27 protein-coding genes are annotated in these 23,036 nt (G+C 74.3%); 17 read left to right on the top strand and 10 right to left on the bottom strand.

All coding sequences use genetic code 11. From position 1 onward, the window contains the following. Positions 1–100 precede the first annotated feature (100 nt). On the top strand, positions 101–868 hold the full coding sequence (locus GA0070613_RS11135) for an enoyl-CoA hydratase/isomerase family protein (RefSeq protein ID WP_089015890.1): 768 nt from the start codon (positions 101–103) through the stop codon (positions 866–868). An 86-nt stretch (positions 869–954) separates the two neighbouring features. Here GA0070613_RS11135 and GA0070613_RS32940 read toward each other — a convergent pair whose 3' ends face one another. The 4 genes from GA0070613_RS32940 to GA0070613_RS11150 form a co-directional block, all read right to left on the bottom strand. Further along, positions 955–1,125: a hypothetical protein gene (locus GA0070613_RS32940; protein WP_197699067.1), complete on the bottom strand. Its 171-nt coding sequence runs from the start codon at positions 1,123–1,125 to the stop codon at positions 955–957. Between the two features lie 73 nt (positions 1,126–1,198). Then, positions 1,199–1,642 (bottom strand): HNH endonuclease, encoded by a 444-nt coding sequence (locus tag GA0070613_RS11140; protein ID WP_089012219.1) that lies wholly within the window; start codon positions 1,640–1,642, stop codon positions 1,199–1,201. 296 nt (positions 1,643–1,938) lie between these two features. Next, on the bottom strand, positions 1,939–3,468 hold the full coding sequence (locus GA0070613_RS11145; RefSeq protein WP_089012220.1) for an FAD-dependent oxidoreductase: 1,530 nt from the start codon (positions 3,466–3,468) through the stop codon (positions 1,939–1,941). Between the two features lie 40 nt (positions 3,469–3,508). After that, positions 3,509–4,000: an MSMEG_6728 family protein gene (locus GA0070613_RS11150; RefSeq protein ID WP_089012221.1), complete on the bottom strand. Its 492-nt coding sequence runs from the start codon at positions 3,998–4,000 to the stop codon at positions 3,509–3,511. A gap of 86 nt (positions 4,001–4,086) precedes the next feature. Here GA0070613_RS11150 and GA0070613_RS11155 point away from each other — a divergent pair, with 86 nt between their 5' ends. Beyond that, on the top strand, positions 4,087–5,871 hold the full coding sequence (locus GA0070613_RS11155) for a potassium channel protein (protein WP_408630980.1): 1,785 nt from the start codon (positions 4,087–4,089) through the stop codon (positions 5,869–5,871). Positions 5,872–5,922: 51 nt separating this feature from the next. Here GA0070613_RS11155 and GA0070613_RS11160 read toward each other — a convergent pair whose 3' ends face one another. Beyond that, on the bottom strand, positions 5,923–7,167 hold the full coding sequence (locus GA0070613_RS11160) for an APC family permease (RefSeq protein WP_089012222.1): 1,245 nt from the start codon (positions 7,165–7,167) through the stop codon (positions 5,923–5,925). A 9-nt stretch (positions 7,168–7,176) separates the two neighbouring features. Beyond that, positions 7,177–7,938, bottom strand: coding sequence for a phosphatase PAP2 family protein (locus GA0070613_RS11165; protein WP_089012223.1), 762 nt, complete (start codon positions 7,936–7,938; stop codon positions 7,177–7,179). Between the two features lie 113 nt (positions 7,939–8,051). Between GA0070613_RS11165 and GA0070613_RS11170 the strand changes: the two genes are divergently transcribed. After that, a complete protein-coding gene (locus tag GA0070613_RS11170; RefSeq protein WP_408630981.1) occupies positions 8,052–9,263 on the top strand; it encodes a DUF4032 domain-containing protein in 1,212 nt (403 codons plus the stop codon). A gap of 18 nt (positions 9,264–9,281) precedes the next feature. Here the strand turns inward: GA0070613_RS11170 and nagA are convergent, their stop codons facing one another. The 3 genes from nagA to GA0070613_RS11185 are packed head-to-tail and all read right to left on the bottom strand — an operon-like array spanning position 9,282 to position 12,275. Then, positions 9,282–10,391: an N-acetylglucosamine-6-phosphate deacetylase gene (nagA, locus tag GA0070613_RS11175; RefSeq protein WP_089012225.1), complete on the bottom strand. Its 1,110-nt coding sequence runs from the start codon at positions 10,389–10,391 to the stop codon at positions 9,282–9,284. A 31-nt stretch (positions 10,392–10,422) separates the two neighbouring features. Further along, positions 10,423–11,349 (bottom strand): ROK family protein, encoded by a 927-nt coding sequence (locus GA0070613_RS11180; RefSeq protein ID WP_089012226.1) that lies wholly within the window; start codon positions 11,347–11,349, stop codon positions 10,423–10,425. Then, complete coding sequence (locus tag GA0070613_RS11185) at positions 11,346–12,275, bottom strand: SIS domain-containing protein (protein WP_089012227.1); 930 nt, start codon at positions 12,273–12,275, stop codon at positions 11,346–11,348. Before GA0070613_RS11185 ends, GA0070613_RS11180 begins: the two co-directional genes overlap by 4 nt. A gap of 199 nt (positions 12,276–12,474) precedes the next feature. On the opposite strand from GA0070613_RS11185, the gene GA0070613_RS11190 reads away from it, so the two are divergent. The 4 genes from GA0070613_RS11190 to GA0070613_RS11205 all read left to right on the top strand — a co-directional run bounded on the left by GA0070613_RS11190 (position 12,475) and on the right by GA0070613_RS11205 (position 15,932). Then, positions 12,475–13,260, top strand: a complete 786-nt coding sequence (locus GA0070613_RS11190) for a DeoR/GlpR family DNA-binding transcription regulator (protein ID WP_089012228.1) — start codon at positions 12,475–12,477, stop codon at positions 13,258–13,260. A gap of 99 nt (positions 13,261–13,359) precedes the next feature. Further along, positions 13,360–14,367 (top strand): ATP-binding cassette domain-containing protein, encoded by a 1,008-nt coding sequence (locus GA0070613_RS11195; protein ID WP_089012229.1) that lies wholly within the window; start codon positions 13,360–13,362, stop codon positions 14,365–14,367. Then, a complete protein-coding gene (locus tag GA0070613_RS11200; protein WP_089012230.1) occupies positions 14,364–15,377 on the top strand; it encodes an ABC transporter permease subunit in 1,014 nt (337 codons plus the stop codon). Before GA0070613_RS11195 ends, GA0070613_RS11200 begins: the two co-directional genes overlap by 4 nt. A gap of 111 nt (positions 15,378–15,488) precedes the next feature. Further along, positions 15,489–15,932, top strand: coding sequence for a DUF3263 domain-containing protein (locus tag GA0070613_RS11205; RefSeq protein WP_089012231.1), 444 nt, complete (start codon positions 15,489–15,491; stop codon positions 15,930–15,932). Positions 15,933–15,937: 5 nt separating this feature from the next. Here the strand turns inward: GA0070613_RS11205 and GA0070613_RS11210 are convergent, their stop codons facing one another. Beyond that, a complete protein-coding gene (locus tag GA0070613_RS11210; protein WP_089012232.1) occupies positions 15,938–16,150 on the bottom strand; it encodes a hypothetical protein in 213 nt (70 codons plus the stop codon). 272 nt (positions 16,151–16,422) lie between these two features. Here GA0070613_RS11210 and GA0070613_RS11215 point away from each other — a divergent pair, with 272 nt between their 5' ends. From GA0070613_RS11215 to GA0070613_RS11260, 10 genes are all read left to right on the top strand, one after another. Beyond that, the gene (locus tag GA0070613_RS11215) at positions 16,423–17,283 is read left to right on the top strand and encodes a hypothetical protein (protein WP_231929750.1); all 861 of its coding nucleotides are present in this window, start codon (positions 16,423–16,425) and stop codon (positions 17,281–17,283) included. A 104-nt stretch (positions 17,284–17,387) separates the two neighbouring features. Beyond that, positions 17,388–17,897 (top strand): GNAT family N-acetyltransferase, encoded by a 510-nt coding sequence (locus GA0070613_RS11220; protein WP_089012234.1) that lies wholly within the window; start codon positions 17,388–17,390, stop codon positions 17,895–17,897. Between the two features lie 290 nt (positions 17,898–18,187). Next, positions 18,188–18,658 (top strand): hypothetical protein, encoded by a 471-nt coding sequence (locus GA0070613_RS11225; protein ID WP_197699068.1) that lies wholly within the window; start codon positions 18,188–18,190, stop codon positions 18,656–18,658. 2 nt (positions 18,659–18,660) lie between these two features. Then, positions 18,661–19,893 (top strand): SRPBCC family protein, encoded by a 1,233-nt coding sequence (locus tag GA0070613_RS11230; protein WP_089015892.1) that lies wholly within the window; start codon positions 18,661–18,663, stop codon positions 19,891–19,893. Next, positions 19,890–20,327, top strand: a complete 438-nt coding sequence (gvpJ, locus tag GA0070613_RS34600; RefSeq protein WP_089012235.1) for a gas vesicle protein GvpJ — start codon at positions 19,890–19,892, stop codon at positions 20,325–20,327. Before GA0070613_RS11230 ends, gvpJ begins: the two co-directional genes overlap by 4 nt. A gap of 1 nt (position 20,328) precedes the next feature. Further along, the gene (locus tag GA0070613_RS11240) at positions 20,329–21,105 is read left to right on the top strand and encodes a GvpL/GvpF family gas vesicle protein (protein WP_089012236.1); all 777 of its coding nucleotides are present in this window, start codon (positions 20,329–20,331) and stop codon (positions 21,103–21,105) included. A gap of 4 nt (positions 21,106–21,109) precedes the next feature. Then, the gene (locus tag GA0070613_RS11245; RefSeq protein ID WP_089012237.1) at positions 21,110–21,457 is read left to right on the top strand and encodes a gas vesicle protein GvpG; all 348 of its coding nucleotides are present in this window, start codon (positions 21,110–21,112) and stop codon (positions 21,455–21,457) included. 1 nt (position 21,458) lies between these two features. Beyond that, positions 21,459–21,809 carry a gas vesicle protein GvpO gene (locus tag GA0070613_RS11250; RefSeq protein ID WP_089012238.1) on the top strand — a complete coding sequence of 117 codons (351 nt, stop codon included), beginning with the start codon at positions 21,459–21,461 and terminating at the stop codon, positions 21,807–21,809. Position 21,810: 1 nt separating this feature from the next. Beyond that, the gene (locus GA0070613_RS34605) at positions 21,811–22,197 is read left to right on the top strand and encodes a gas vesicle protein (RefSeq protein WP_231929751.1); all 387 of its coding nucleotides are present in this window, start codon (positions 21,811–21,813) and stop codon (positions 22,195–22,197) included. Beyond that, on the top strand, positions 22,181–23,020 hold the full coding sequence (locus GA0070613_RS11260; protein WP_089012239.1) for a GvpL/GvpF family gas vesicle protein: 840 nt from the start codon (positions 22,181–22,183) through the stop codon (positions 23,018–23,020). Before GA0070613_RS34605 ends, GA0070613_RS11260 begins: the two co-directional genes overlap by 17 nt. Positions 23,021–23,036: the final 16 nt, after the last annotated feature.

A 23,036-nucleotide genomic window follows, 5' to 3' on the forward strand; every position in this document is an offset into this window, starting at 1 on the left:
CCGGCGGCCACCCCACGCGGGTGGTCGTCGGGCCCGCGCCGCTATGGTCGGCCGGACGATCGGCCAGGTCCCGGTCGCCGCCGGCCCGGAGGGGGAGGACATGTCGAATGCGGAGCTGACCGTCGAGGTGACCGGCCCGGTGGCGACGGTGGTGATCCGGAACCCGACCCGCCGCAACGCGATGACCGCCGCCATGTGGCGACAGCTCCCGGTGCTGCTCGACGGGCTGGAGGCCGACCCGGCGGTGCACGCGCTGGTGCTGACCGGCGCGGACGGCACGTTCTGCGCCGGTGCCGACCTGGGCGACCTGGACGAGCTGCTGGACGCCGGGGATGCGAGCATCGCGGTCACCGCCGAGGAGCGGCTGGCTGCCTTCGCCAAGCCCACCGTGGCCGCGATCGAGGGCGCCTGCGTCGGCGGTGGCTGCCAGCTCGCCGTCGCCTGCGACCTGCGGATCGCCGCCACGGACGCCCGGTTCGGCGTACCGCCGGCGCGGCTGGGGCTGGTCTATCCCGCGCCGACCACCCGACGGCTGGCCCGGCTGGTCGGGCCGTCGGCCGCCAAGCACCTCCTCTTCACCAGCGAGCTGATCGACGCCGACCGCGCGCTGCGGGTCGGCCTGATCGACGAGGTGCTGCCGACCGACGCGCTGGCCGCCCGGGTCGCGGCGGTCACCGCGGCCATCGCGCAGCGCTCCCGGCTGACCGTCGCGGCGGCCAAGGAGATCGTCGACGACCGGGCCGACGAGGAGCGGATCGCCTGGTGGCACGGGCAGGTCCGGGCCAGCGGCGAGGCCCGCGAGGGAGTGGTGGCGGCCAACGAGCGCCGACCGCCGCGCTTCGGCTGGGCGCCGCCCGGCCGTCCCTGACCGCCGTTTGACCGCTCTCCGTCGATGGGTACGTCTGAACCTTCGACGCTGAACAGGGGCCCACAGTGGACGGCCAGGACGAGCGACTACGGATTCGGAGCGGCTGCCGCGGCTTCCTGCTCGGCGGCTGCGGCCCGCTCCGGCCGCGCCGCGGACGCGGAAGGTGCCGGCCCGGGCAGCAGCGCCAGGAGTTCGTCGACCGACCACTGGTCGTAGACGTGCTCGCCGTACTTCGCGGCGACCACGCGGCCGGTCACAGAGTCAGGGCCGGCGGGCGCCGCGCCGGGGGCGTACCCCCGACGCGGCCCCCTGTGCCCGCCGGCCGGTCCATCACCGCCCGGCGAGCGCCGCCCAGCTCGGCGTCACCGGCTCCCGCCGCAGCGGCATGCCCGCCTCGCCCGGGGTCCGGTCGCCCTTGCGCTGGTTGCACTCGTAGCAGGCGGCGGTGGTGTTCTTCCAGGTGTTCCGGCCACCGCGCGAGCGGGGCAGGATGTGGTCGATGGTGCTGGCCGGGGCGTCGCAGTAGGCGCAGCGCCGGCCGTCGCGGCGCAGCACCCCGGCCCGGGACCAGGCCGGCCCGGCGCTGAACCGCCAGCGGGTGACCACGTACCGGACCAGGCGGACCACCCGGGGCAGCGGGAAGACCCCGATCAGCTGGTCCGGCTCGGCCTCGTGGATCTCGGCGACGCGCCGGCAGAGCATCCGGATCGCGTGCTGGACGGTGACCCGGTGCAGCGGGCCGAGGTCGGCGTTGACGACGAGGACGGCGTCCACCGGGCACTCCCTTCTCGCGACGGTGGTAGGCGGTCCGGACAGCGAAGCCGCCCGGTCCGGCGATCGGACGGGCGGCGGGTACGCGTGCGGGCACGCGTCAGTCGGGCCACCCGACGATGGGATCTTCAGCTCGGCAACCGTCGCTGAGCAGCCACGACGGCACGGTGGTGACGTGCGGCTTCGACATCGACGGCTCCCGGAGCGGTGGTTGACCTTGCCCGGTCACGGTAGATCCGCGCCGGTGAGGCGGGCAACGCATTTCGATCCGCCGTCGGCCCGGTGGCGTTGAACCGGGATCATCGCCGGGCGGCGAGCAGGCCGCGGGGGCGGACCGAGCGGACCGGCTCGGCCGCCCCGCCCTCCGCCCGCAGGATGTGGTTCGCCGCGATGATCCCGGTGGCCGCCGACCGTTCCATCAGCGCGCTCGGGAACTCCGTGGCGATGCCGTCCCCGGCCAGGTAGAGGCCGTCGGCGTCGGTGCGTACGCCGGGCCGCCCGGCGTGACTGCCCGGGGTGAACGCCGGGGCCTGTGCCTCCACCCGGGCGCGCAGCTCACGGACCCGCAGCCCGGCCGCCTCCGGCCAGAGCCGGGTCAGCTCCACCCGCATCCGCTCGGCCAGCTCGTCGGCCGGCACGTCCGGCTCGCAGGCGTACGCGTGCAGCTCGATGACCGAGCCGCCGGTCCGCTCCGCCCAGCGGCGCGGCTCGTGCTCCAGCCGGTGGTAGAGGGTGACCGAATCCAGCGTGGGCTGCCGGGACACCCCGCTGAACACCGCCCTGTCGGGGCGGACGTCCCCGTCCAGCCAGTACCGCGCCACCGCGTACGGCGGACCGGGCGTGCCGAACGCGGGCATCCGCGCCACCAGCTCCGGCGCCCCCGCAGCCAGGCCGGGCGAGGCCGCGACCAGCGCGGCGAGCGCGGGCGGGTCGGCGGCGAGCACGACGTGGCCGGCGGCGTACGACGAGCCGTCCGTGGCGGTCACCCGCCAGCCCGCCGGCTCCCGGTCCAGCCGCGCGGCGGCCACGCCGGTGACCACCCGCCCGCCGTGCTTCTCGACGTGCCGGGTCAGCGGCTCCCAGATCGCCGTGGCGTAGTCCTCGTCCGGGCAGTCGAAGGCCAGCCCCTCCGGGTTGCCGAGCAGGTAGAAATGGAACTGGGCGATCATCTCGGCGGCCGACATCTCCGCCTCGTGGTTGAAGAACGAGTGCGAGAAGACCTCGAAGAGCATCGCCCGGGCCCGGTCCGGCAGCCGCAGCGAGGCGAGCAGCTCGTCCGCCGTCATCCAGTCGAACTCGGCGTAGGTGCGCACCGGGTCGTAGGTGAGCAGCGGCAGCGCGGCGTCCCGGTCCATCCCGCGCAGGTCGGCCAGGCGCAGGCTCGGGCTGCGCAGCAGCAGCGCGAGCAGATTCGCCGGCGGGGCCGGCGGCAGCCTGCCGAACTCCTCGGCGGGCCACTGCTCGCTCAGGATCGGGTAGCCGGGGACCGGCTTGAGGAAACGCAGGTCCGGGTCGACCCGGCGGAGGATCGACCGCCAGTTGTAGTACTGCCGGAAGAACGCGTGGAAGCCGTGCTCGGTGCGTTGTGTCCCGTCCGCCAGGGTCTCCGGCCAGGCGCCGAGCCGGCCGCCGAGGGTGGGCGCGGCCTCCAGCACTGTCACGTCCACCCCACGCTCGGCCAGCACCACCGCCGCCGACATGCCGGCGATCCCGCCGCCGACCACCACCGCCGCGGCCGGGCGCGGCACGCGGGACGCGCCGCCGCCGCCCGGGTCCACCACGTGCTCGCGTACGCCGATGAGCCGACCGACCACTTGCGACAGCGCCATGGGCACCTCTTCGACGGTGACGGGCCTCCAGTCTGCCCGGTCACGCCTCCGGTGGCAGCAGACAGCGCCGCTCCCGGTCCGAGGCGGGCCAGACGTACTCCAGGTCAAGCGGGATCTCGCCGAACCGAGGGCCGTAGTGCGCGGGGTCCTTGCGCAGCAGCGACGAGCGATGGCTCAGGTGCAGGTCGTCGCGGCCCAGCCAGGGCGGCAGCTCACCGGCCTCGGCCAGCTCGGCCTGGGTGCGGACGGTGGTGATGCCGCAGGCGGTGGCGAGGTCGGTGACCATGGTGCCGGCGCAGGTGTCCGCCCGACCCGGCTCGCACCAGACCGCGCACACGTCCAGCCCGTACCGGGTGAGCGCCTCCTCGTAGCCGGCCCACATCTTCACCGCCGGGTGGTTGCGCCAGCCGTAGTCCGGGCGGGTCAGCCCGCGCAGCACCTGGATCGTCTCCACCCGCTGCTTGCCCAGCCGCTTCTGGTCCAGGGTCCGGGCGCTCGCCAGAAAGTCCGGGTACGGGAGGAACGTCTGCATGCCGCTGCTCTACCCGGCCCGGCGTACGGCATGCCTTCATGATCGCGGGGCTGCGCGCGCTGCGAGCGGTTCACTACGATCCGGGCATGGCCGAGCCCCTGCGCGACCGCGCCCGCCGCGCGACCGGCTGGCGGCTCCGGATGAACGGTGACACCCGCCCGCACTTCGTGGTCTGCGGCTCCGACCCGCTCGCCTACTGGGTGGTCCGATCGCTGCTCGCCACCGAGTCGGCCGCCGGCCGGGTCCGGGTCACCCTGGTCGTGCCCGAGCGCCGCCGCTCCGACGGGCCGGACGGCCGCGACATCGAGGGCGTCCAGGTGATCCGGGCCGACCGGCTGGACGAGACGGCGTTCCGCCGGGCCGGGCTGGCCGGCGCGGACGGGCTGGCCCTACTGCGCCAGGACGACGTCGGCAACATGCAGGCCGCGCTCTGCGCCCAGGAGGTCGAGCCGGGGCTGCGCCTGGTGGTACGGATGTTCAACACCAGCCTGGCCAACGGCGTACGGCAGCTCTTCCCCGACTCGGCGGTGCTCTCCGACGCCTCGATGGCCGCCCCGGCCTTCGTGGCCGCCGCACTCGGCGAGCTGGCCCCCACCCACTTCCGGCACGCCGGACGCACCCTCTACGTGGCCCGGCGCGCCGACGTACGCCCCGGGGACGTGGTCTGCGGACTGGCCGTCACCACCGACCCCGACCTGATCCGGGTCCTCCCGGCGGACGAGTCGGCGGCCGACGTGGTGCTGGCCGAGGCGACCGGGCAGCCGCCCGGCACCGAGCTCGCCGCCCGCCGGCTGGTCCGGGCCCGGCGCCGGCGCCAGCCCGTCGCGGTGCTGCTCCGCGCGGTCCGCAGCTTCGCCACTCGCAAGATCGGCATCGCGGTGATGCTGCTGCTGGCGGTGATCGCCCTGCTCGGCTGGCTCAACGGCCGCGCGGTGGACGTGAGCTGGACCGAGGCGCTCTACCTGACGCTGGTCACCACCCTGAGCGGGCAGGACCCGGACGTCACCAAGCCGGCCGCCGCGCAGATCATGCAGGTGGTGCTCAACCTGGCCGGGCTGGCGCTGATCCCGTTGATCACCGCGGTGGTGGTGGACGGCATCGTCAACGCCCGGCTGGCCCTGCACGCCGGCCGGATCCAGCCGGACCGCTCCGGGCACGTGGTGGTGGTCGGGCTCGGCAACATCGGCACCCGGGTGATGGCCCAGCTGCAGGACTTCGGGGTCGAGGTGGTGGCCATCGACAAGGTCCCGGACGCGCGCGGCGCGGCGCTGGCGCACCGGCTCGGCGTACCGTTGATCGTCGGCGACGCCGGGCTGGAGGAGACGCTCCGGGCCGCCTCGGTCGACACCTGCCAGGCCCTCGTGGTGGTCTCCACCGACGACGGGACCAACCTGCGCGCCGCGCTGAACGGCCGGGCGCTCAACGCCGAACTGCGCGTGGTGCTACGGCTCTTCGACGGCGACTTCGCCGAACGGATCCAGAAGGCGTTCGGCATCGGCATCTCGCGCAGCGTGTCGTACCTGGCCGCGCCCGCGTTCGCGGCCGCCCTGCTGGACCGGGCGGTGATCGCCACCATCCCCGTCGGCCGGCACGCGCTGCTGGTCACCGAGGTGCCGGTGGCCGCCGGCTCCCCGCTGGACGGCCGCCCGCTCGCCGCGGTGGCCCGCCCCGGCGAGGTACGCCTGCTCGCGCACACCCGCGCCGGGCAGAAGACGGACTGGGCGGCCGATCCCCGGATGGTGATCTCGGCGGGGGACCGGTTGACCGTGGTGGCCCGGCGGGCCGGGCTGAGCGCCCTGCTCCGCGAGACCACCCCGCCTCCGGAGCCGGCCCCGGCCGGCGCACCGGCCCCGCGGCAGCCGGAGGAGTAGTGCCTGACGCACGCCGGTACCGGTCATCCGCGCGAGACAGACTGAGCCCGGTCAGCGGCCGGCGGCGACCGGGTGGCGGATGGCGTACCAGGCGGCGCCGAGGGCGAGGACGCCGAAGCCGGCGAGCACGCTGGCCGGCGGGAGGCTGACCGCCAGCACCAGGCAGCCGACCAGCCCCAGGGCGGCGAGGACCTGCGCCGGGAGCTTCCGGGTCGGGTCCCGGCCGAGGGTGAGCGCGGAGGCGTTGGTGATCGCGTAGTAGACCAGCACCGTGCAGCTGGAGAAGCCGATCGCGCCGCGCACGTCGCCCAGCGCGACCACCACGATCACCACGGCGGCCACGGCCAGCTCGGCGCGGTGCGGGACCCGGTACCGGGGGTGGACGGCGGCCAGCGTCCCGGGCAGGTCGCGGCGGCGGGCCATCGCCAGCGTCGTGCGGCCCACCCCGGCGAGCAGGGAGAGCAGCACCCCGGTCACCGCCACCGTCGCGCCGGCCCGGACCAGCCAGGCCAGCCCGGGCAGCCCGGCGGCGGTCACCACGTCGGCCAGCGGCGCGGCGGAGGCGGCCAGCCGGTCCGCACCGAGCACGCCGAGGGCGACCACGGCCAGCACCAGGTAGATGGCCAGCACGACACCGAGCGCCAGCGGCACCGCGCGGGGGATGGTCCGCTCCGGTTCGCGTACCTCCTCGCCGAGGGTGGCGATCCGGGCGTACCCGGCGAAGGCGAAGAAGAGCAGGCCGGCGGCGGTCAGCACGCCTCGGATCCCGGCGCCGTCGAGGCCGTCCAGCCGGTCCGGCGCGACGTCCGGCGCGCCGGTCACCGCGACCAGGGCGAGCACCGCCAGCACGAGGCCGACCAGCGCGCGGGTCGCGGCCGCGGTCTTGCCGATGCCGCGCACGTTCGTCGCGGTCACCGCCACCACCGCGGCGACCGCGACGAGCCGCGCCCGCCCCGGCCACAGGTACGCCCCGATGGTCAGCGCCATCGCCGCGCAGCTCGCCGTCTTGCCGACCACGAATCCCCAGCCGGCCACGAAGCCGGCGAACGGGTGCAGCCGCTCCCGCCCGTAGACGTACGTCCCCCCGGATTCGGGATAGCGGGCGGCCAACCGGGCCGAGCTGGTCGCGTTGCACCAGGCGATGAAGCCGGCCAGGGCCAGGGCGAGCAGCAGTCCGGCGCCGCCGGCCGCCGCGGCGGCCGGGGCGAAGACCACGAAGACGCCCGCGCCGAGCATCGACCCCAGACCGATGACCACCGCATCGGGTACGCCCAGCCGCCGCCTCAGTTGATCCACGGGCGCAGGCTAGGGGACGGAGGTGAACGGGCGGTCCCAGTTCCGCAACCGGCCGGGCACCGGTAGGTCGTCCCAGGGCACCCGGTGCAGCAGCCGGTCCAGCAGCAGCCCGAGCAGCAGCCCGGCGACCGAGTCGGTCAGCCAGTGCCAACCCAGGTAGGTGGTGGTGCAGAACACGATCAGCGGCGGCAGCACGCGGACCGCGGTGATCAGGTGGTCCGGCACCGGGCGGTGCAGGGTGCGCAGCAGCGCGGGAAGCAGCAGCGCAAGGATCCCGTACCAGACGATGGAGTTGGCCACGTGCCCCGACGGGTAGGACACCCCGTAGGGGCCGTCGGTGTGGAAGATCTGGACGGTGTCCGGTTCCGGCAGGTAGGGCGGCTTGACGCTGGCGGTGGGTGCGGCCCGGTCGGACCAGAGCTTCAGCGGCCCAATGGTAAGGACCGTCAGCACGAATGCGACCACCGGCGGTAGCACCGGCCGGATCGACCGGGACCGGACGGCCACCAGCACGCCGAGCCCCGCCGCGAGCAGGGTCAGCGGCGTCCCCTGGCCGAGATAGTTGAGCACCCGCGCCACCCAGTACGCCGCCGCCGGCCGGTGCGCGTCGGCCCAGTCGGCGACCGCGCGGTCGAGGCCCAGGAAGTGGCCGCTGGCGAGCGCCACGGTCAGCCCGACCAGGGCGGCGAGCAGCAGTGCGTCGTACCACCACCCGGCCGGTCGGACCGGTCGGAGCCGGACGGTGCCGCGTACTCCCGTGGTCTCCCGCACGCGACCACGCTACCGGCCGCCGCCGCCGACGCTCGACCGGCGCGGGCGTCGGTGGCTGTGTGCCCAGCCACGAAGGGAAGCGCTCCGGCGGGGTGAGCGTCACACTTGTCCCCGTGCGGATCACCTCGGCCCTCGTCGACCCGGCGCTGCTCGACCTTCCCTGGTCAACCCCGCTGGAGGAGTGGCCTGCCCAGCACCTGGTCGCACTGCCCCAGGGCATCTCCCGGCACATCGTGCGCTTCGTCCGCCTCGGCGAGTACGTGTACGCGGTGAAGGAGACCGGCGAGCGGGTCGCCGAGCGGGAGTACGACCTGCTGCGCGCCCTGGAGCGGATCGACTTCCCGTCGGTCGAGGCGATCGCGATCGTGGCCGACCGGCAGACCGACGCCGGTGAGCCGCTGGATCCGGTGCTGATCACCCGGCATCTGCAGTTCTCGCTGCCCTACCGGGCGCTGTTCTCCCGGACGCTGCGGCCGGAGACGATGAACCGGCTGCTCGACGCGCTGGCGGTGCTGCTGGTCAGGATGCACCTGACCGGCTTCTTCTGGGGCGACTGTTCGCTGTCGAACACGCTGTTCCGCCGGGACGCCGGCGCCTTCGCCGCCTACCTGGTGGACGCCGAGACAGGCGCACTGCACAGCTCGCTCTCGAACGGTCAGCGTGGGGAGGACCTGGAGATCGCCCGGGTGAACATCTTCGGCGAGGCGCTGGACCTCCAGGCCGCCGGGCTGCTGCACGAGTCGATCGACCCGGAGGTGGTCTGCGACGAGGTCGTCCAGCGCTACGAGCGGCTCTGGCACGAGATCACCTACGAGCAGCAGATCGAGCGGGAGGCCCGGCACGACATCGAGGGCCGGATCCGCCGCCTCAACGAGCTGGGCTTCGACCTCGCCGAGGTGGCCATGTCGACCGCGGACAACGGGCGCTACCTGGTCCGTCCCAAGGTGGTCGACGCCGGGTACCACACCCGCCGGCTGATCCGGCTGACCGGCCTGGACGCCGAGGAGAACCAGGCCCGCAAGCTCCTCAACGACCTGGACGCGTACCGGGTGGAGAGCGATCTGACCGACGAGCAGCAGGCGGCGCACCGCTGGCTCACCGAGGTCTTCGAGCCGGTGGTCCGGGCGGTGCCGGCGCACCTGCGTCGCAAGCTGGAGCCGCAGGAGCTGTTCGCGCAGATCATCGAGCACAAGTGGCTGCTCTCCGAGCGGGCGGGCCGGGACGTCGGCATGGGCCCCGCAGTGCAGTCCTTCCTGGCCGACGTGCTGGTGCACCGCCCCGACGAGCAGGCCGTCCTCGGCGTCGAGGTCCCCGCCGCCGGCTGACGCGCGCCCGGCGGCGGCTCACTCCACCCAGGAGCCGCCGCGCATCACCCGGACCACGTTCAGGTCGTCGTCGAGGACCACCAGGTCCGCGCGGAGCCCGGGCCGGAGCGCGCCGACCCGGTCGCCGAGGCCGATGGCCCGGGCCGGGGTGGTGGCGACCATCCGGCAGGCGTCCGGCAGGGCGATGCCGGCCGCCACGGCGTGCCGCAGGGCGGCGTCCATGGTCAGGGTGCTGCCGGCGATCGCGCCGCCCCGGGCCAGCCGGGCCACCCCGTCGGCCACGGTGACCTCCTGACCACCCAGCTCGTACTCGCCGTCGGGCATGCCAGCGGCGGCCATCGCGTCGGTGATCAACGCGGCCCGATCCGAGCCGGCGACCGAGGCGGCGAAGCTGAGCATCCCGTCGTGCAGGTGGATGCCGTCGGCGATCAGCTCGCACACCACGTTCGGCGCGTCGAGCAGGGCCACCACCGGCCCGGGCTCCCGGTGGTGCACCGGGCGCATGCCGTTGAACAGGTGGGTGCCGACGCTCGCGCCGGCCGCCACGGCGGCCCGGGTCTGCTCCCAGGTGGCGTCCGTGTGTCCGACGGCGGCAACCACGCCGTGCGAGGCGAGCAGCTTGATCGCGTCCAGCGCGCCGGCCCGCTCCGGGGCCAGGGTGACCATCCGGACCGCGCCCGCGCCCACCTCGATCAGTTCGGCCAGCTCGTCGGTGGACGGGTCACGGAGGAACTCCGGGTTCTGCGCCCCGCACCGGTCCGCCGACAGGTACGGCCCCTCGAAGTGGATGCCGGCCAGCACGCCTGCCTCGACCAGCGGGCGGTAGGCGGCGGTGGCGTCCCGCATCAGCGCGAAGGGGGAGCTGACCAGGCTGGCCAGCAGCGTCGTGGTGCCGTGCCGCAGGTGGAACGCGGCGGCCTCGCGGGCCGAGTCGACGTCGCCGGTGGTGAAGGTGTGGCCGCCGCCGCCGTGGGTGTGCATGTCCACGAAGCCCGGCACGATCCAGTGCCCGTCACGCACCGACGGGTACTCGGCGACCGCCCGGATCCGGTCGCCGGCGACCTCCACGCAGCCCTGCCGGATCACGCCCGTCGGGGTCACCACCTTGCCGTTCACCCGCAGGGTCATCAGCTCTCCTCCACAGTCCGGGGTGGGCGGTTCAGGTTCGGGGCCGGGCGTCCAGGGCCAGCAGCGCGGCGCCGAGGCAGCCGGCCTCGTCGCCCAGGGCCGCCGCGACCAGGCGCGGCTCCCGGTGGAACGTCAGCCGCTCGCGCAGCGCCCCGCGCAGCGGGTCCAGCAGTCGGGGCCCGGCCTGGGCCAGCCCGCCGCCGATCACGATGGTCGCCACGTCGAAGAGGGCCTGGCCGGTGGCGAGCCCGTCGGCGAGCGCCTCCACGGCCTCCCGCCAGACCCGACCGGCCAGCGGCTCACCGGCCGCCGCCCGGTCCGCCACCTCGGCGGCGGTCGCCCGGTCGCCGGCCAGCTCCGCGTACCGGCGGCCGATCGCGGCGGCCGACGCCACCGCCTCGAGGCAGCCGGGGCGACCGCAGCCGCAGCGCGGGCCGTCGGGGCGTACCAGGATGTGGCCGATCTCCCCGGCGGCGCCGTGCGCGCCGACGGCGGCCGACCCGTCGACCACGTGGGCGGCGGCGATGCCGGTGCCGATGGCGACGAAGAGCACGTGGTCGGCGCCGCGCCCGGCGCCGAGCCGGGCCTCCGCCAGGCCGCCGACGCGCACGTCGTGGCCGAGCGCCGTCGGCAGGCCGAGCCGCGCCTCCGCCAGCTCCCGCAGCGGCACGTCCCGGAAGCCCACGTTCGCCGACCAGACCGCCACCCCGCGGGCCTCGTCCACCACCCCCGGTACGGCGATGCCGCAGGCCACCGGCGTCAGCCCGGCGGCGCGGGCCTTGCCGGCCAGCCCCTCGGCAACCTCCAGGATGGTGTCGACCACGGCATCCGGGCCGCGCCCGGCGTCGGTGGGGTGCCGTTCGGCGTGCACCACCACGCCGTCCGGGCGGACCAGGGCGCACTTCATCCCGGTGCCGCCCACGTCGAGCGCGACGACGACCTGGGTGGCTCCGGTCACGCGAGGACCACGGAGCGGGTCAGGTGGCGGGGCGCGTCGGGGTCGAGGCCGCGGCTGGTGGCGAGCGCGACGGCGAAGCGCTGGGCGAGGATCAGGTCGGCCATCGGGTCGACCGGGGTACGCCCGGCCGCCCAGCTGGTCAGCACCGTCCGGCAGCCGTGGGTGCGGCTGTGCACGAACGCAGCCCCGGTGGCGGCGACGTCCTCGGGCAGCCCGTCGGGGATCCCGCCGAACGCCCAGACCAGCCGGCCCGGGGCGGCCACCGAGATCGGGCCGTGCCGGTAGTCCATCGCCGGGTACGCCTCGGCCCAGAAGGTGGCCGCCTCCCGGCACTTCAGCGCGGCCTCCTGGGCCAGCCCGACCGTCCAGCCGCGACCGAGGAAGGTGACCTGCTCGATCCCGGCCGGGTCGATCGGCAGCGGGGCCCGGACGGTCACCTCGGCGTCGGCGACCAGCCGGCCCAGGTCGTCGCCGAGGTGGGCGCGGAGGAGCGCGAGGGCGGTGGTGGCGAAGCGGGTCTGCACCACCGACCGCTCGTCGGCGAAGGGCATGGTCACCGCCGCGTCGGCCAGTTCGACCGCCGGGGAACCGGGGTCGCCGACCAGAACCGTGGTGGGCACCTGCCCGCGCAGCGCGGACAGCAGCTCCAGCACCTCGGTCGTGGTGCCGGAGCGGGTGATCGCGACGAGCCGGTCGTAGCGGCGGCCGGCGGGGAACTCGGAGGCCTGGAAGGCGTCGGTCTCGCCCTGGCCGGCTTGCTCGCGCAGGCCGGCGTATGCCATCGCCATGAACCACGACGTGCCGCAACCGACGACGGCGACCCGCTCGCCGGGACGCGGCAGGCGGTCGGCGACGGTCGGGGCGAGCTGCGCCGCCTCCCGCCAGCAGTCGGGCTGGCTCGCGATCTCCGCGTGCACGTACGCCATGACAACTCCTCGCAGGCGAGACCGGTGCGCAATACGGCTCGTTATGGCCGTCTTTCGCGCGTTATTCTGCGCGAGCCGGGGTGGCCGTGGCAACCAGCTCCCAGATCGCGCAGTCCAAGGTTTTGCGCACCGGCAGTTTCGCGCACTACTGTGCACGCAATCAATCACCGTTCGTGCAGAGTCTCTGGAGGCCCCCGCGGTGGACCGCTACGCCCGATGGAACGCGCTGCTCGAGATGCTGACCGACAGCGGTCGGGTCAGCGTCGAGGAGGCAGCCGAGCGCCTGGAAGTCTCCCAGGCGACCATCCGGCGTGACTTCGACCAGCTCGCCCAGCAGCAGATGATCACCCGGACCCGGGGCGGCGCGGTGGCCAACGGCGTCTCGTACGACCTGCCGCTGCGTTACAAGACCGCCAAGCACTCGGCCGAGAAGCAGCGGATCGGGACGGCCGCCGCGGCGCTGGTGACCCCCGGGACCGTGGTCGGCCTCAACGGCGGCACCACCAGCACCGAGGTGGCCCGGGCCCTCGCCGTCCGGCCGGACCTGAACACCAGCGCCGAGGGTGCCCAGCTCACCGTGGTCACCAACGCCCTGAACATCGCCAACGAGCTGCTGGTCCGCTCGCGGATGAAGGTGGTGGTGGCCGGCGGCGTGGTCCGGCCCAAGTCCTTCGAGCTGGTCGGCCCGCTGGGCGGGGCGCTGCTGCGCGAGGTGACCCTGGACGTCGCCCTGCTCGGCGTGGACGCGATCGACCCGCAGCTCGGCGCCGCCGCCCACCACGAGGGCGAGGCGGCGATGAACAACCTGATGGTGGCCCGGGCCAAGCGGGTGGTGATCATCGCGGATTCGTCCAAGCTGGGCGGTCACGCATTCGCCCGGATCTGCCCGGTGGACCGGGTGGAGACGCTGGTCACCGACTCCGGTGCCGCCCCTGCCGTGGTGCGGGCCTTCCGCGACGCGGGCGTGCACGTCGTCTGCGCCTGAGGCGAATCCGGGAAAACCCCGATGCATACCAGGTATCGTCTCTCGCTGCATACCGCGTATGGTGTCCGCTGTCACCATCACTCATCGGGGGAGGTCAGCTTGTCGGCTGTCCTGGAGATAGAAGGTCTCCGCAAGACGTACCGGAGTCGTCGACGCGGGGTACGGCACGCGCTCGACGGCTTCGACATGCGGGTCGAGGCGGGCCAGGTGCACGGCTTCCTCGGCCCCAACGGCTCGGGCAAGACCACCACCCTGCGGACGCTGCTCGGCCTGATCCGGCCGAACGGCGGCCGGATGGCGATCCTCGGCCACGAGGTGCCGCAGGCGCTGCCGACGGTCGCCGGTCAGGTCGGGGCGATCGTGGAGAGTCCGCAGTTCTTCCCGCACTTCTCCGCGCGGGACACCCTCGGGCTGCTCGCCGGTGCCGGCCAGCTGCCCCGGCAGCGGGTCGACGAGGTGCTCGAGTTGGTCGGGCTCCGCGACCGGGCCGGCGAGCGGGTGAAGACCTACTCGCTCGGCATGAAGCAGCGACTGGCGGTCGCCTCCGCGCTGCTCAAGAACCCGAAGCTGCTGATCCTGGACGAGCCCGCCAACGGCCTCGACCCGGGCGGCATCCGCGAGATGCGCACCCTGATGCGGGACCTCGCCGCCGCCGGCATGACCGTGGTGCTCTCCAGCCACATTCTCGGCGAGATCCAGCTCATCTGCGACTCGGTCACCATCATCTCGCTGGGCCGCCGGGTCGCCTTCGGTCCGGTCGAGCAGGTGCTCGCGGAGCACTCGCAGGGCGCCGTCCGGGTCCGTCTGGAGGCGGTCACCGACCTTCCGCAGGCCGCCGACGTGCTCACCCGGGCCGGGCTGCGGGTTGCCGCCGAGCCCGATCACCTGATGCTCGCCGGCGTCGACAAGCCGGCCACGGTCAGCCGCGTCCTCGCCGAGCACGGCCTGTACGTCAGCGAACTGGCGCCGGTCGCCGTCGACCTGGAGAGCGTCTTCCTCGAACTGACCGCCACCGCGCCGGTACCCGGCCAGCACCGGCAGGTCGATCAGTCCACGAAGGTCGGTGAGCCGGGGGTCGGCGGCACCGCGGGAGGTTGGGGCGCATGAGCCTGTACGTCACCGAGCTGCGTCGGCTGGCCAAGCGCCGGCTCACCCGGCTGCTGCTGGTGCTGCTCGTCCTCGGGCTGGCCGGCATCGTTACCGCCTTCAGCTTCTCCAGCCACAAGCTCTCCCCGGCGGTGGTCGCGCAGGCCGAGGCGAAGTCGGACGCCGACTACCGACAGGCGGTGAAGGACTGGGAGAGGTCGGTCGCCGAGTGCGACGCCGCCGCAACGCGCGGCGAGAAGACCGAGGACCGGTACGGCCCCGACTGCGGCCGGCAGTGGCAGCCCCAACCGGAGATGTTCGACCCGAAGTGGAACCTGCCGTACCAGTTCGAATTCCGGGGCGAGTTCGGCAACTTCATCGCCGTCTTCGCGGGCGCGGTCGCGCTCTTCGCGTTCCTGGTCGGGGCGTCCTTCGTCGGGGCCGAATGGAGCACCGGCGGGATGATGAACCTGCTGCTCTGGCGCCCGAAACGGCTGACCGTGCTCGGCACCAAGCTGGCCGCCGTGCTGACCGGGCTGCTCGGGGTGAGCGTCGTGCTCGGGGCACTCTGGACGCTGGCCTTCTGGCTCATCGGCACGTATCGGGGCAGCACCGCGAAGGTGACGGCCGGGGTCTGGCAGTCCACGGCCATCAGCGGGGTCCGGGCGCTGGCCCTGGTGCTGGCGGTGGGGGCGGTGGCCTTCGCGCTCGCCTCGCTCGGCCGGCACACCGCGATGGCGCTCGGCGCCGCGGTCGGCGTCGGCGTCATCAGCGAGGTCGGCATCCGGATCGCCGTCGGGCTGGCCGGGGTGCGCTTCGGCGACCGCTACGTCCTCTCCACCTACGCCCTCGCCTGGTTCCAGAAGCAGTGGAAGCTGATCGACTACAAGTCCTGCGACTTCGTCCAGGGGCAGTGCAACCCGAAGGAAATGCTGGTCACCTGGCAGGACTCGGCGCTGGTCCTCGGGCTGGGCGGCGCGCTGGTGCTGGTCGCCGCGTTCTGGACGATGCGACGCCGGGACATCTCCTGACGGAGGTTGCCGCGGACACCGCGTCCGATGCGGCCGGGGCGGGCCCTGGTTAGGCTGGGGTCCCCCCGGTCGGTGCCGCCGCGCCGGCCTCCGCCCTCCCCGAGGAGCGCCATGCCGACCGACGCCTCCGCGGCCGCCACCGACCGGCCCGAGCCGTCCGGGCGCGTCGAGGTCGAGCGTCGACAGGGCGGCGTGGCGGTCCCCCCGCCGCGTTCCGCCCCGGCCGTCGAGGCCGATCCGGCGGCGACGCCGGAGCGCGAGGAGCGGGTCGGGGCGGCCGAGGGCGTGCCGGCCGACGTCGAGGACGTGCCGGCCGGGCCGGCGGACGGGCTGACCGAGCGGGAACGGCGGATCCTCGCCTTCGAGCAGCAGTGGTGGAAGCACGCCGGGGCCAAGGAACAGGCGATCCGGGACGCCTTCGGGCTCTCCGCGACCCGCTACTACCAGTTGCTCAACGCCCTGCTCGACCATCCGGCCGCGCTGGCCGCCGAGCCGGTGCTGATCGGCCGGCTGCGCCGGTTGCGCTCCTCGCGGGCGCGCAACCGGCGTCGCTGACCGGCTCACTTCTCGTACGTGCGCAGCCCGTTGCCGATGGCGAAGAAGGTCGGCGCCCACTCTCCGATGAAGATCCCCCAGCGGTCCGCCCGGGCGACGCCCTCCTGCTCCAGCTTCTTCGAGAGGAACCAGCTGGTGAAGGCGAGCCCGATGCTCACAAAGCCCGCGAAGTAGGCGTGTTCCGCCCTGATCCCCGAATCGTGCAACCGTTCCAACATGGCGATCCCCTGTCGTCGACGGCCCCGGGCGTGACCGGTCGCCGTGCCGGCGTCGGTAGGGTGGCGGCCCGGACGGCCAACCGCTACTGACGCTACCGGGAGTGACCAGTGCGTACCGCTCGGTTGGTGGAGACGGCTGGTCGTCCCGGGCGGCATGTCGCCGGCCGGTCCGGGTAGGCGGGGCGGCGACGGAGGGGAGCGCACGGATGGGGGCACCAGATCGCCGGTACCCGACCGGGAGCCGGCCGGCGCGGCCGGTCGGGGTGGCACCGATGATGCGGGTACGCTCCGCCTCCGCCGCCGCGCCCGGTCGGCCGGAGAACGAGGACGTGGTCTTCCGCGCCGGCCCGCTGGTCGGGGTGCTCGACGGGGCGACGGTGCCGGAGGGCTTCGACACCGGCTGCGTGCACGGGCCCGCCTGGTACGTCCGGCACCTGGCCGCCCGGATCGGCCTGGCGCTCGCGGCCCGCCCGGCGGCGACCCTGATGAGCAGCCTCGCGGCGGCCATCCTGGCGGTCCGCGCCGACCATGGCGGCGACTGCGACCTCGACCACCCCGGCACGCCGTCGTCCACCGTCTGCCTGCTCCGGGAGGGCGGCGACCAGGTGGACTACCTGGTGCTCTGCGACAGCCCACTGGTGCTGGACGCGGGCGGCCAGGTGAGCGTGGTCTCCGACGAGCGGCTGGACAGCGCGATGGCGGACCTGCGCCGCACCGTCGCCGGCCTGCCCGGCGGCGAGGTCGATCCGGTGACCCGGTTCCGGCAGGCGGTCATGGTGCAGCGGGAGCGGATGAACCGGACGCACGGCTACTGGGCGGCCGCCGCCGACCCCGACGCCGCGTACCACGCGGTGACCGGCACGCTGCCGTTGCGCGGACCCGGGGCGTTGCGCCGGGCGGCGCTGCTCAGCGACGGCGCGTCCTGCGCGGTCGAGCAGTTCGGCCTCTTCGACTGGGCGGGGTTGCTGGACGTGACCGCCGCCGAGGGGCCGGAGGGGTTGATCGGGCGGGTCCGGGCCGCCGAGCGCGACCACCCGGACCGGTTGCGCCGGCACAAACGGACCGACGACGCCTCGGTGGTGTTCTGCGAGTTCGACCCGACGGACCGAGCCGGGCTTGACAGCGGAGCGTGAGGCAGAACACGGAGGCGGTCCGACCGGCCGGTACCTTCCGCCGGACCGGCAGTCCCCGCCCAAAGGGCTGGACTCCGGCCGGTAGGGGCGGCAGACTGCGGCACGTGGCGGGTGCGGTACGGCTTGAGCCGGTGGACGAGCGGAACCTGGAGCCGTTGCTCTCCGTAGCGGCTGCCGAGGCGGAACCCGAGGACGTGATGCCCCCGGTGGACGCCCCGGCCGGCTGGTCGCTCGCCCGCCGGGAGGCATTCCGCGACTTCCACCGGGCCAGTTTCGACGGCCTCGACGGCCCCACCCGCACCCGGATGTACGCCATCCTCGCCGGGGGTGAGGTGGTCGGGATGGTCCGGATGACCCGCTGTGATCAGCCCGGCACGGTGGAGACCGGGATGTGGCTGGGGCGCTCGGCCCGGGGCCAGGGGCTCGGCGCGGCGGCGCTGCGGGAGCTGCTGAACGTGGCCGCAGCGGCCGGCATGCGGACCGTGGTGGCCGAGACGACCGCGGAAAACGCCGTTGCCATATCGGTCCTCAGGAAATGCGGGGCGAAATTGCGCGAGGGCGACGGCAAGGTGCGCGCGGAAATGTGTCTGGATTCCCCCCTTCCGGCCCTCTGAAGCATCTGATTGCCTTGCGGCAAGGTTTGCCTTTTCGCTGCCCGGAGCGGCATGTCTGACCGTTTTGTGGTTCCTTGTTCTTTCCCGCGACCGGGATCCGAATGCACTGTGACGCCCGTTCGGGAATTGCGTCGAAATGTTTCACGGGTATGCCCTCGGGTACTGCCGGCCGGGTCCGCTAATACGGGACACCCGGTCGCAGGCCCATCTCGCGCTAATCCCCGGTAGCTGTTTTCCGGCCTGCCCCAGGTAAGCGGTGTCCGCGTCCGCCGGGGAGCGAAGGAGAACTGATGAAGAGCGGAGCACGGATAGCGCTGGCGGTGGGCTTCGGGTACCTCCTGGGCCGCCGCAAGAAGCTGGGCACCGCCCTGACCCTGGCCGCCGCGGTGGCCGCCGGGCGGGCCAGCCAGAATCCCGGCGGGCTGCTGAAGTACGGCACGGACCTGCTGAACACCTCCCCCCAACTGGGCAACCTCTCCAAGCTGGGCGCACCCCTGGCCACGGCCGGCAGGGCCGCGGCGACCGCCGCCGCCGGCAGCGGCATCGACGCCCTCAGCGGCAAGCTGCGCGGCAGCGCGGACGCGCTGCGCCGGAAGTCCGGCGGGGACCGCCCGGACGAGGGCGCCGCCGCGGCGGAGCGGTCGGCGCCCGACGAGGAGCAGGAGCTCGAGGACCAGCCCGAGGCCGGGGACGACTACGACCGCGACGACGCCGACCGCGACGAGCGGCCGGTCGTGAAGCGTCGGCAGCGGGGGCGGTGACCATGACGGCCAATCCCAACTTTGCAGACAGGGCACGCGACCAGCTCGGCGGCGAGCTGCGCAACTTGGCGAGCGCGATCGGCGAGCGGGCGGTCCAGGTGGTGACCGAGCGGCTCACCGGCGCCACCGGCCGGCTCAGCGAGTACGCGAAGTCCGGCGGCGGCCCCGGCCTGATCGCCGCCGCCACGGGCGCGCAGAAGCTCGCTGAGGGGCATTCCCCGATGAAGGCCATGTTCCATGCCGGCCTGGCCGGCGGTAAGGAGAAGCTCATGTCGGCGTTCGGCGGTGGCGGCGGCAAGGGCGGCAAGGGCGGCAAGAAGAAGCTCAAGGTCACCAACATCGTCGAGACCATCGAGGTCGGCGTGCCGGTCCGGGTCGCGTACAACCAGTGGACGACCTTCGGAGACTTCCCGAGCTTCATGAAGAAGGTCGAGCAGGCCGATTGCGAGTCGGACGAGAAGATGTCCTGGAAGGCGCAGGTCTTCTGGTCGCACCGGAGCTGGGAGTCGACCATCGTCCGGCAGATCCCGGACCGGCTCATCCACTGGCGCTCGAAGGGCGAGAAGGGCTCCGTCGACGGCACGGTCAGCTTCCACGAGGTCGGCCCGGACCTCACCCGGATCCTGGTCGTCCTCGAGTACCACCCGCAGGGGCTGTTCGAGCACACCGGCAACCTGTGGCGGGCCCAGGGCCGACGGGTGCGGCTGGAGCTGAAGCACTTCGTCCGGCACGTGATGACCCAGACCGTCCTGGACCCGGATTCCGTCGAGGGTTGGCGCGGCGAGATCGACGACTCCCAGGTGGTCAAGGACCACGAGACCGCGCTGCGCGAGGAGCAGGAGCAGCGCGAGCAGGAGGAGGCGGTCCGGGAGCAGGGTCGGGCCGAGGAGCCCGAGGAGGAGCCGGAGGAGGAACGCGAGGAGCGCGAGGAGCGCCGGCCCGCCGAGCGCGGCCGCCGTCGCCCGCCGCAGCGCCGCCGTCCCCCACAGGAGGAGGAGTACGACGCCTACGACGAGGGCGAGGATTTCGACGAAGGGTACGAAGAGGAGGAGGAGCCCGAGGAGGAGCAGCCGCCGCCGCGTCGCCGGCAGCCCGAGCGGGCCCGCCGTCAGCAGCCGCGGCAGGAGCGGGAGCCGCGCGAGGAACCGCAGCGCCCCCGCCCGGCGGCCCGACGTGCCCCGGAACCCCCGAAGAGGCCGGTGGTCCGCCGCCGGCGTGAGGAGCGTGGCGAATGACGATCGCGACGACGAGCGGCCAGCCCGGTAGCGCCCTGGAGCGCGGCGGAGGCGGCGCCGGCGGGGGCACCCTCGCCGACGTGGTGGAGACGGTGCTGGACAAGGGCGTGGTGATCGACGCGCAGGTGTCGGTCGCCGTGGTCGGCATCAATCTCCTGGAGATCAACGCCCGGATCGTGATCGCCAGCGTCGAGACGTACCTCCGGTTCGCCGAGGCGGTCGACCGGCTGAGCATCACCCCGAAGAACCAGAAGGGGCTGCCCGACCTGGTGGGGGACGCGGCCGGGGCGGCGACCAAGGGCAAGGCGATCTCCGGTCTCGGCAAGGCGGCCCAGGAGATCAGCGGCGCGGTGGCGGATTCGCTGGGCGATCGCCGCTCCGACCGGGAGCGGCAGCGGGAGCGACCCCGCCGGCGCCGGGACGAGGAGCGTTGAGATGACTGACGAACAGGCGCAGCCGGCAGGCGAGGCCGGGCTGTTCATCTACGGCATCGTGCCGTCGGACGTGGAGCCGACCCCGGACGCGGAAGGGGTCGGCAACCCGCCGGGCGAGGTGACTGCGGTCCGGCACGGCGACCTGGCCGCGCTGGTCAGCGAGGTCGGGTTGGAGGAGCCGATGGGCCGCCCGGCCGACCTGACCGCGTACCAGACGCTGCTGGACGGGACGGCGGCCGTCGCGCCGGTGCTGCCGGTCCGGTTCGGCACGGTGGTGACCGGGCCGGACGCGGTCGAGGACCTGCTGGAGGCGCACCACGACCGGTTCGCCGCCGCCCTCGACGAGTTCGAGGACCGGCTGCAGTACACCGTGAACGGCCGCTTCGACGAGGAGGAGATGATCAGCGACTTCCTCGCCGAGAACCCGTCCGCCGCCGCGCTCGCCGATCAGGTGCGCGGCCGGCCGGAGGCGGAGAGCCGGGAGCAGCGGATCCGGCTCGGCGAGATGATCAGCCAGGGGGTGGAGCTGCGCCGGGAGGCCGAGAACCAGGCGCTGATCGACGCGCTCACCCCGTACGCGGTGGCGCACGCGCCGCGCCCGCCGAGCAGCGAACTGGACGCGATGAACGTCGCGTTCCTGGTCGCGACCGACGACGAGGAGGACTTCGTCCGGGCGGTGGAGGACTTCGCCGAGCAGCGGCGGGACTTGGTCCGGATGCGACTGCTCGGCCCGCTCGCCCCGTACGACTTCGTCAGCGCGCACCAGCTGGTGGAGTGAGGAGATGGACATCCTCTGGGGGCTGCTGACCCTGCCGTACGCCCCGGTGCGGGGGCTCACCGCGGTGGTCAAGGTGATCGCCCGGGAGGCGGAGTCGCGGCAGTACAACCCGGTCAACATCCGGCGCGAGCTGGAGGAGCTGGACCGGGCGGCGGCGGCCGGCGACATCACGCCGGAGGAGCGGGACCGGGGACAGCAGCAGGTCCTGAACCGGCTGACCACGCCGACCGGCGGCGCGGGGCGTACCCGTCCCGGGTCCGCCGGTCGGCGGCCGCCGCCGGCGGACCGGGAGACCGGACGGCGACGGACGGCCGGTCAACGGGGTGACCAGCACCGTGGGCGAGGGGACTGAGATGGCGGCAGCACGGATCCGCGGCGACGGCGACCGGGAGCACTGGCGGGACCGGGGCGCCCGCGACGAAGACCGGTACGGCGACGAGGGGGAGTACGAGGAGGTGTCGGCCGCCGAGGCGGCCCGGGAGGGGCTGCGCCAGATCGTCGGGCTGACCGGCAAGGACCCGCTCGGCATCGTCTCGATCCAGCCCACCGACGACGGCTGGCTGGTCGGGGTGGAGGTGGTCGAGGACCACCGGATCCCGGCCTCGACCGACCTGCTCGGCCTCTACGAGGTGGAGCTGGACATGACGGGCAGCCTGCTCGGCTACCGGCGGTCCCGCCGGTACCAGCGCGGCAAGGGGGACTGAGATGACGATGGCGCGGCCACCCTCGGTGGTGCAGAACTCGGGCCAGGTGCTGCCGGCCGGGCACGAGCCGGCGAACCTCGGCGACATCCTCGAACGGGTGCTCGACCGGGGCATCGTAATCGCCGGTGACATCCGGGTCAGCCTGCTCGACATCGAGCTGCTGACGCTGAAGCTGCGGCTGGTCATCGCCTCGGTGGACACCGCGCGGCAGATCGGCATCGACTGGTGGGAGCACGACCCGTGGCTCAGCTCGCGGGCTCGCCCGCCGGTCGAGCCGGGGCCGCGCGACCCGGAGGAGGTGGAGGCGTCCCGCCGGCCGCGGGTCGCCGCCCGGGCCGAGCGGGAGGAGCGGGAGGAGCGGGAGGAGCGGGATGGGTACGACCGCTGAGACCACGCCGGTGGGCGGCGCCCCGGAGACCGGCACGGGCGTCTGGCTGCACGGCGTGACCGCCGACGTCGACCCGGCCGCGCTCGCCGGGCTCGCCGGGATGGACGGCGTCCCGGTCCGCCCGGTGCGGGCCGCCGGCCTGACCGCCGTGGTCAGCGCCGCCCCGCTGGCCGAGTACGGCGAGGTTGCGCTGCGCCGCAACCTGGAGGACCTGGCCTGGCTGGAGCGGGCCGCGCGGACCCACCACACGGTGGTGGACGCCCTGTCGCGGGCCGGCGCGGTGGTGCCGGCCCGGCTCGCCACGGTGCACCGCGACGACGACCGGGTGGCCCGGGTGCTCACCGCGCGGCGCGACGAGCTGTCCGACACGCTGGCCCGGCTCACCGGCCGCGAGGAATGGGGCGTCAAGGGGTACGTCGTCCCGGGCGCGCCGCCCCGCACGGCGGAGGCCGCCGGCGACGGCGGCGGGGCCGGTGCCGCGTACCTGCGGCGGCGTCGCGCCCAGCTCACCGCGCGGGAGGAGGGCCAGCGGATCGCCGCCGATGCCGCCGCCACCGTCCACACCGCACTCGCCGGGTACGCGGTCGCCGCCCGCCGGCACGCCCCGCAGGACCGCCGTCTCTCCGGCGCGGCCACCGCGATGGTGCTGAACGGGGCGTACCTGATCGACCGGAACCGCCTGGCGGGCTTCTCGGAGCTGGTCGGGGCGCTGGCCGACCGGCACCCGGAGATCCGGCTGGAACTGACCGGCCCGTGGCCGCCGTACTCCTTCGTGGCGGAACCGTCGGCCGAGCCGGCGCACTCGGTCCGGGAGCCGGCGTGAGCGCCGCGCGGGGGCC

It is taken from the genome of Micromonospora inositola (assembly GCF_900090285.1).
Classification (GTDB): domain Bacteria; phylum Actinomycetota; class Actinomycetes; order Mycobacteriales; family Micromonosporaceae; genus Micromonospora; species Micromonospora inositola.

Coding starts and splice junctions, on each gene's coding strand:
- GA0070613_RS11135 (WP_089015890.1), top strand. CDS start 101: ATGTCGAATGCGGAGCTGACCGTCGAGGTGACCGGCCCGGTGGCGACG.
- GA0070613_RS11145 (WP_089012220.1), bottom strand. CDS start 3,468: ATGGCGCTGTCGCAAGTGGTCGGTCGGCTCATCGGCGTACGCGAGCAC.
- GA0070613_RS11150 (WP_089012221.1), bottom strand. CDS start 4,000: ATGCAGACGTTCCTCCCGTACCCGGACTTTCTGGCGAGCGCCCGGACC.
- GA0070613_RS11155 (WP_408630980.1), top strand. CDS start 4,087: ATGGCCGAGCCCCTGCGCGACCGCGCCCGCCGCGCGACCGGCTGGCGG.
- nagA (WP_089012225.1), bottom strand. CDS start 10,391: ATGACCCTGCGGGTGAACGGCAAGGTGGTGACCCCGACGGGCGTGATC.
- GA0070613_RS11185 (WP_089012227.1), bottom strand. CDS start 12,275: ATGGCGTACGTGCACGCGGAGATCGCGAGCCAGCCCGACTGCTGGCGG.
- GA0070613_RS11200 (WP_089012230.1), top strand. CDS start 14,364: ATGAGCCTGTACGTCACCGAGCTGCGTCGGCTGGCCAAGCGCCGGCTC.
- GA0070613_RS11205 (WP_089012231.1), top strand. CDS start 15,489: ATGCCGACCGACGCCTCCGCGGCCGCCACCGACCGGCCCGAGCCGTCC.
- GA0070613_RS11210 (WP_089012232.1), bottom strand. CDS start 16,150: ATGTTGGAACGGTTGCACGATTCGGGGATCAGGGCGGAACACGCCTAC.
- GA0070613_RS11215 (WP_231929750.1), top strand. CDS start 16,423: ATGATGCGGGTACGCTCCGCCTCCGCCGCCGCGCCCGGTCGGCCGGAG.
- GA0070613_RS11225 (WP_197699068.1), top strand. CDS start 18,188: ATGAAGAGCGGAGCACGGATAGCGCTGGCGGTGGGCTTCGGGTACCTC.
- GA0070613_RS11230 (WP_089015892.1), top strand. CDS start 18,661: ATGACGGCCAATCCCAACTTTGCAGACAGGGCACGCGACCAGCTCGGC.
- gvpJ (WP_089012235.1), top strand. CDS start 19,890: ATGACGATCGCGACGACGAGCGGCCAGCCCGGTAGCGCCCTGGAGCGC.
- GA0070613_RS11240 (WP_089012236.1), top strand. CDS start 20,329: ATGACTGACGAACAGGCGCAGCCGGCAGGCGAGGCCGGGCTGTTCATC.
- GA0070613_RS11245 (WP_089012237.1), top strand. CDS start 21,110: ATGGACATCCTCTGGGGGCTGCTGACCCTGCCGTACGCCCCGGTGCGG.
- GA0070613_RS11250 (WP_089012238.1), top strand. CDS start 21,459: ATGGCGGCAGCACGGATCCGCGGCGACGGCGACCGGGAGCACTGGCGG.
- GA0070613_RS34605 (WP_231929751.1), top strand. CDS start 21,811: ATGACGATGGCGCGGCCACCCTCGGTGGTGCAGAACTCGGGCCAGGTG.
- GA0070613_RS11260 (WP_089012239.1), top strand. CDS start 22,181: ATGGGTACGACCGCTGAGACCACGCCGGTGGGCGGCGCCCCGGAGACC.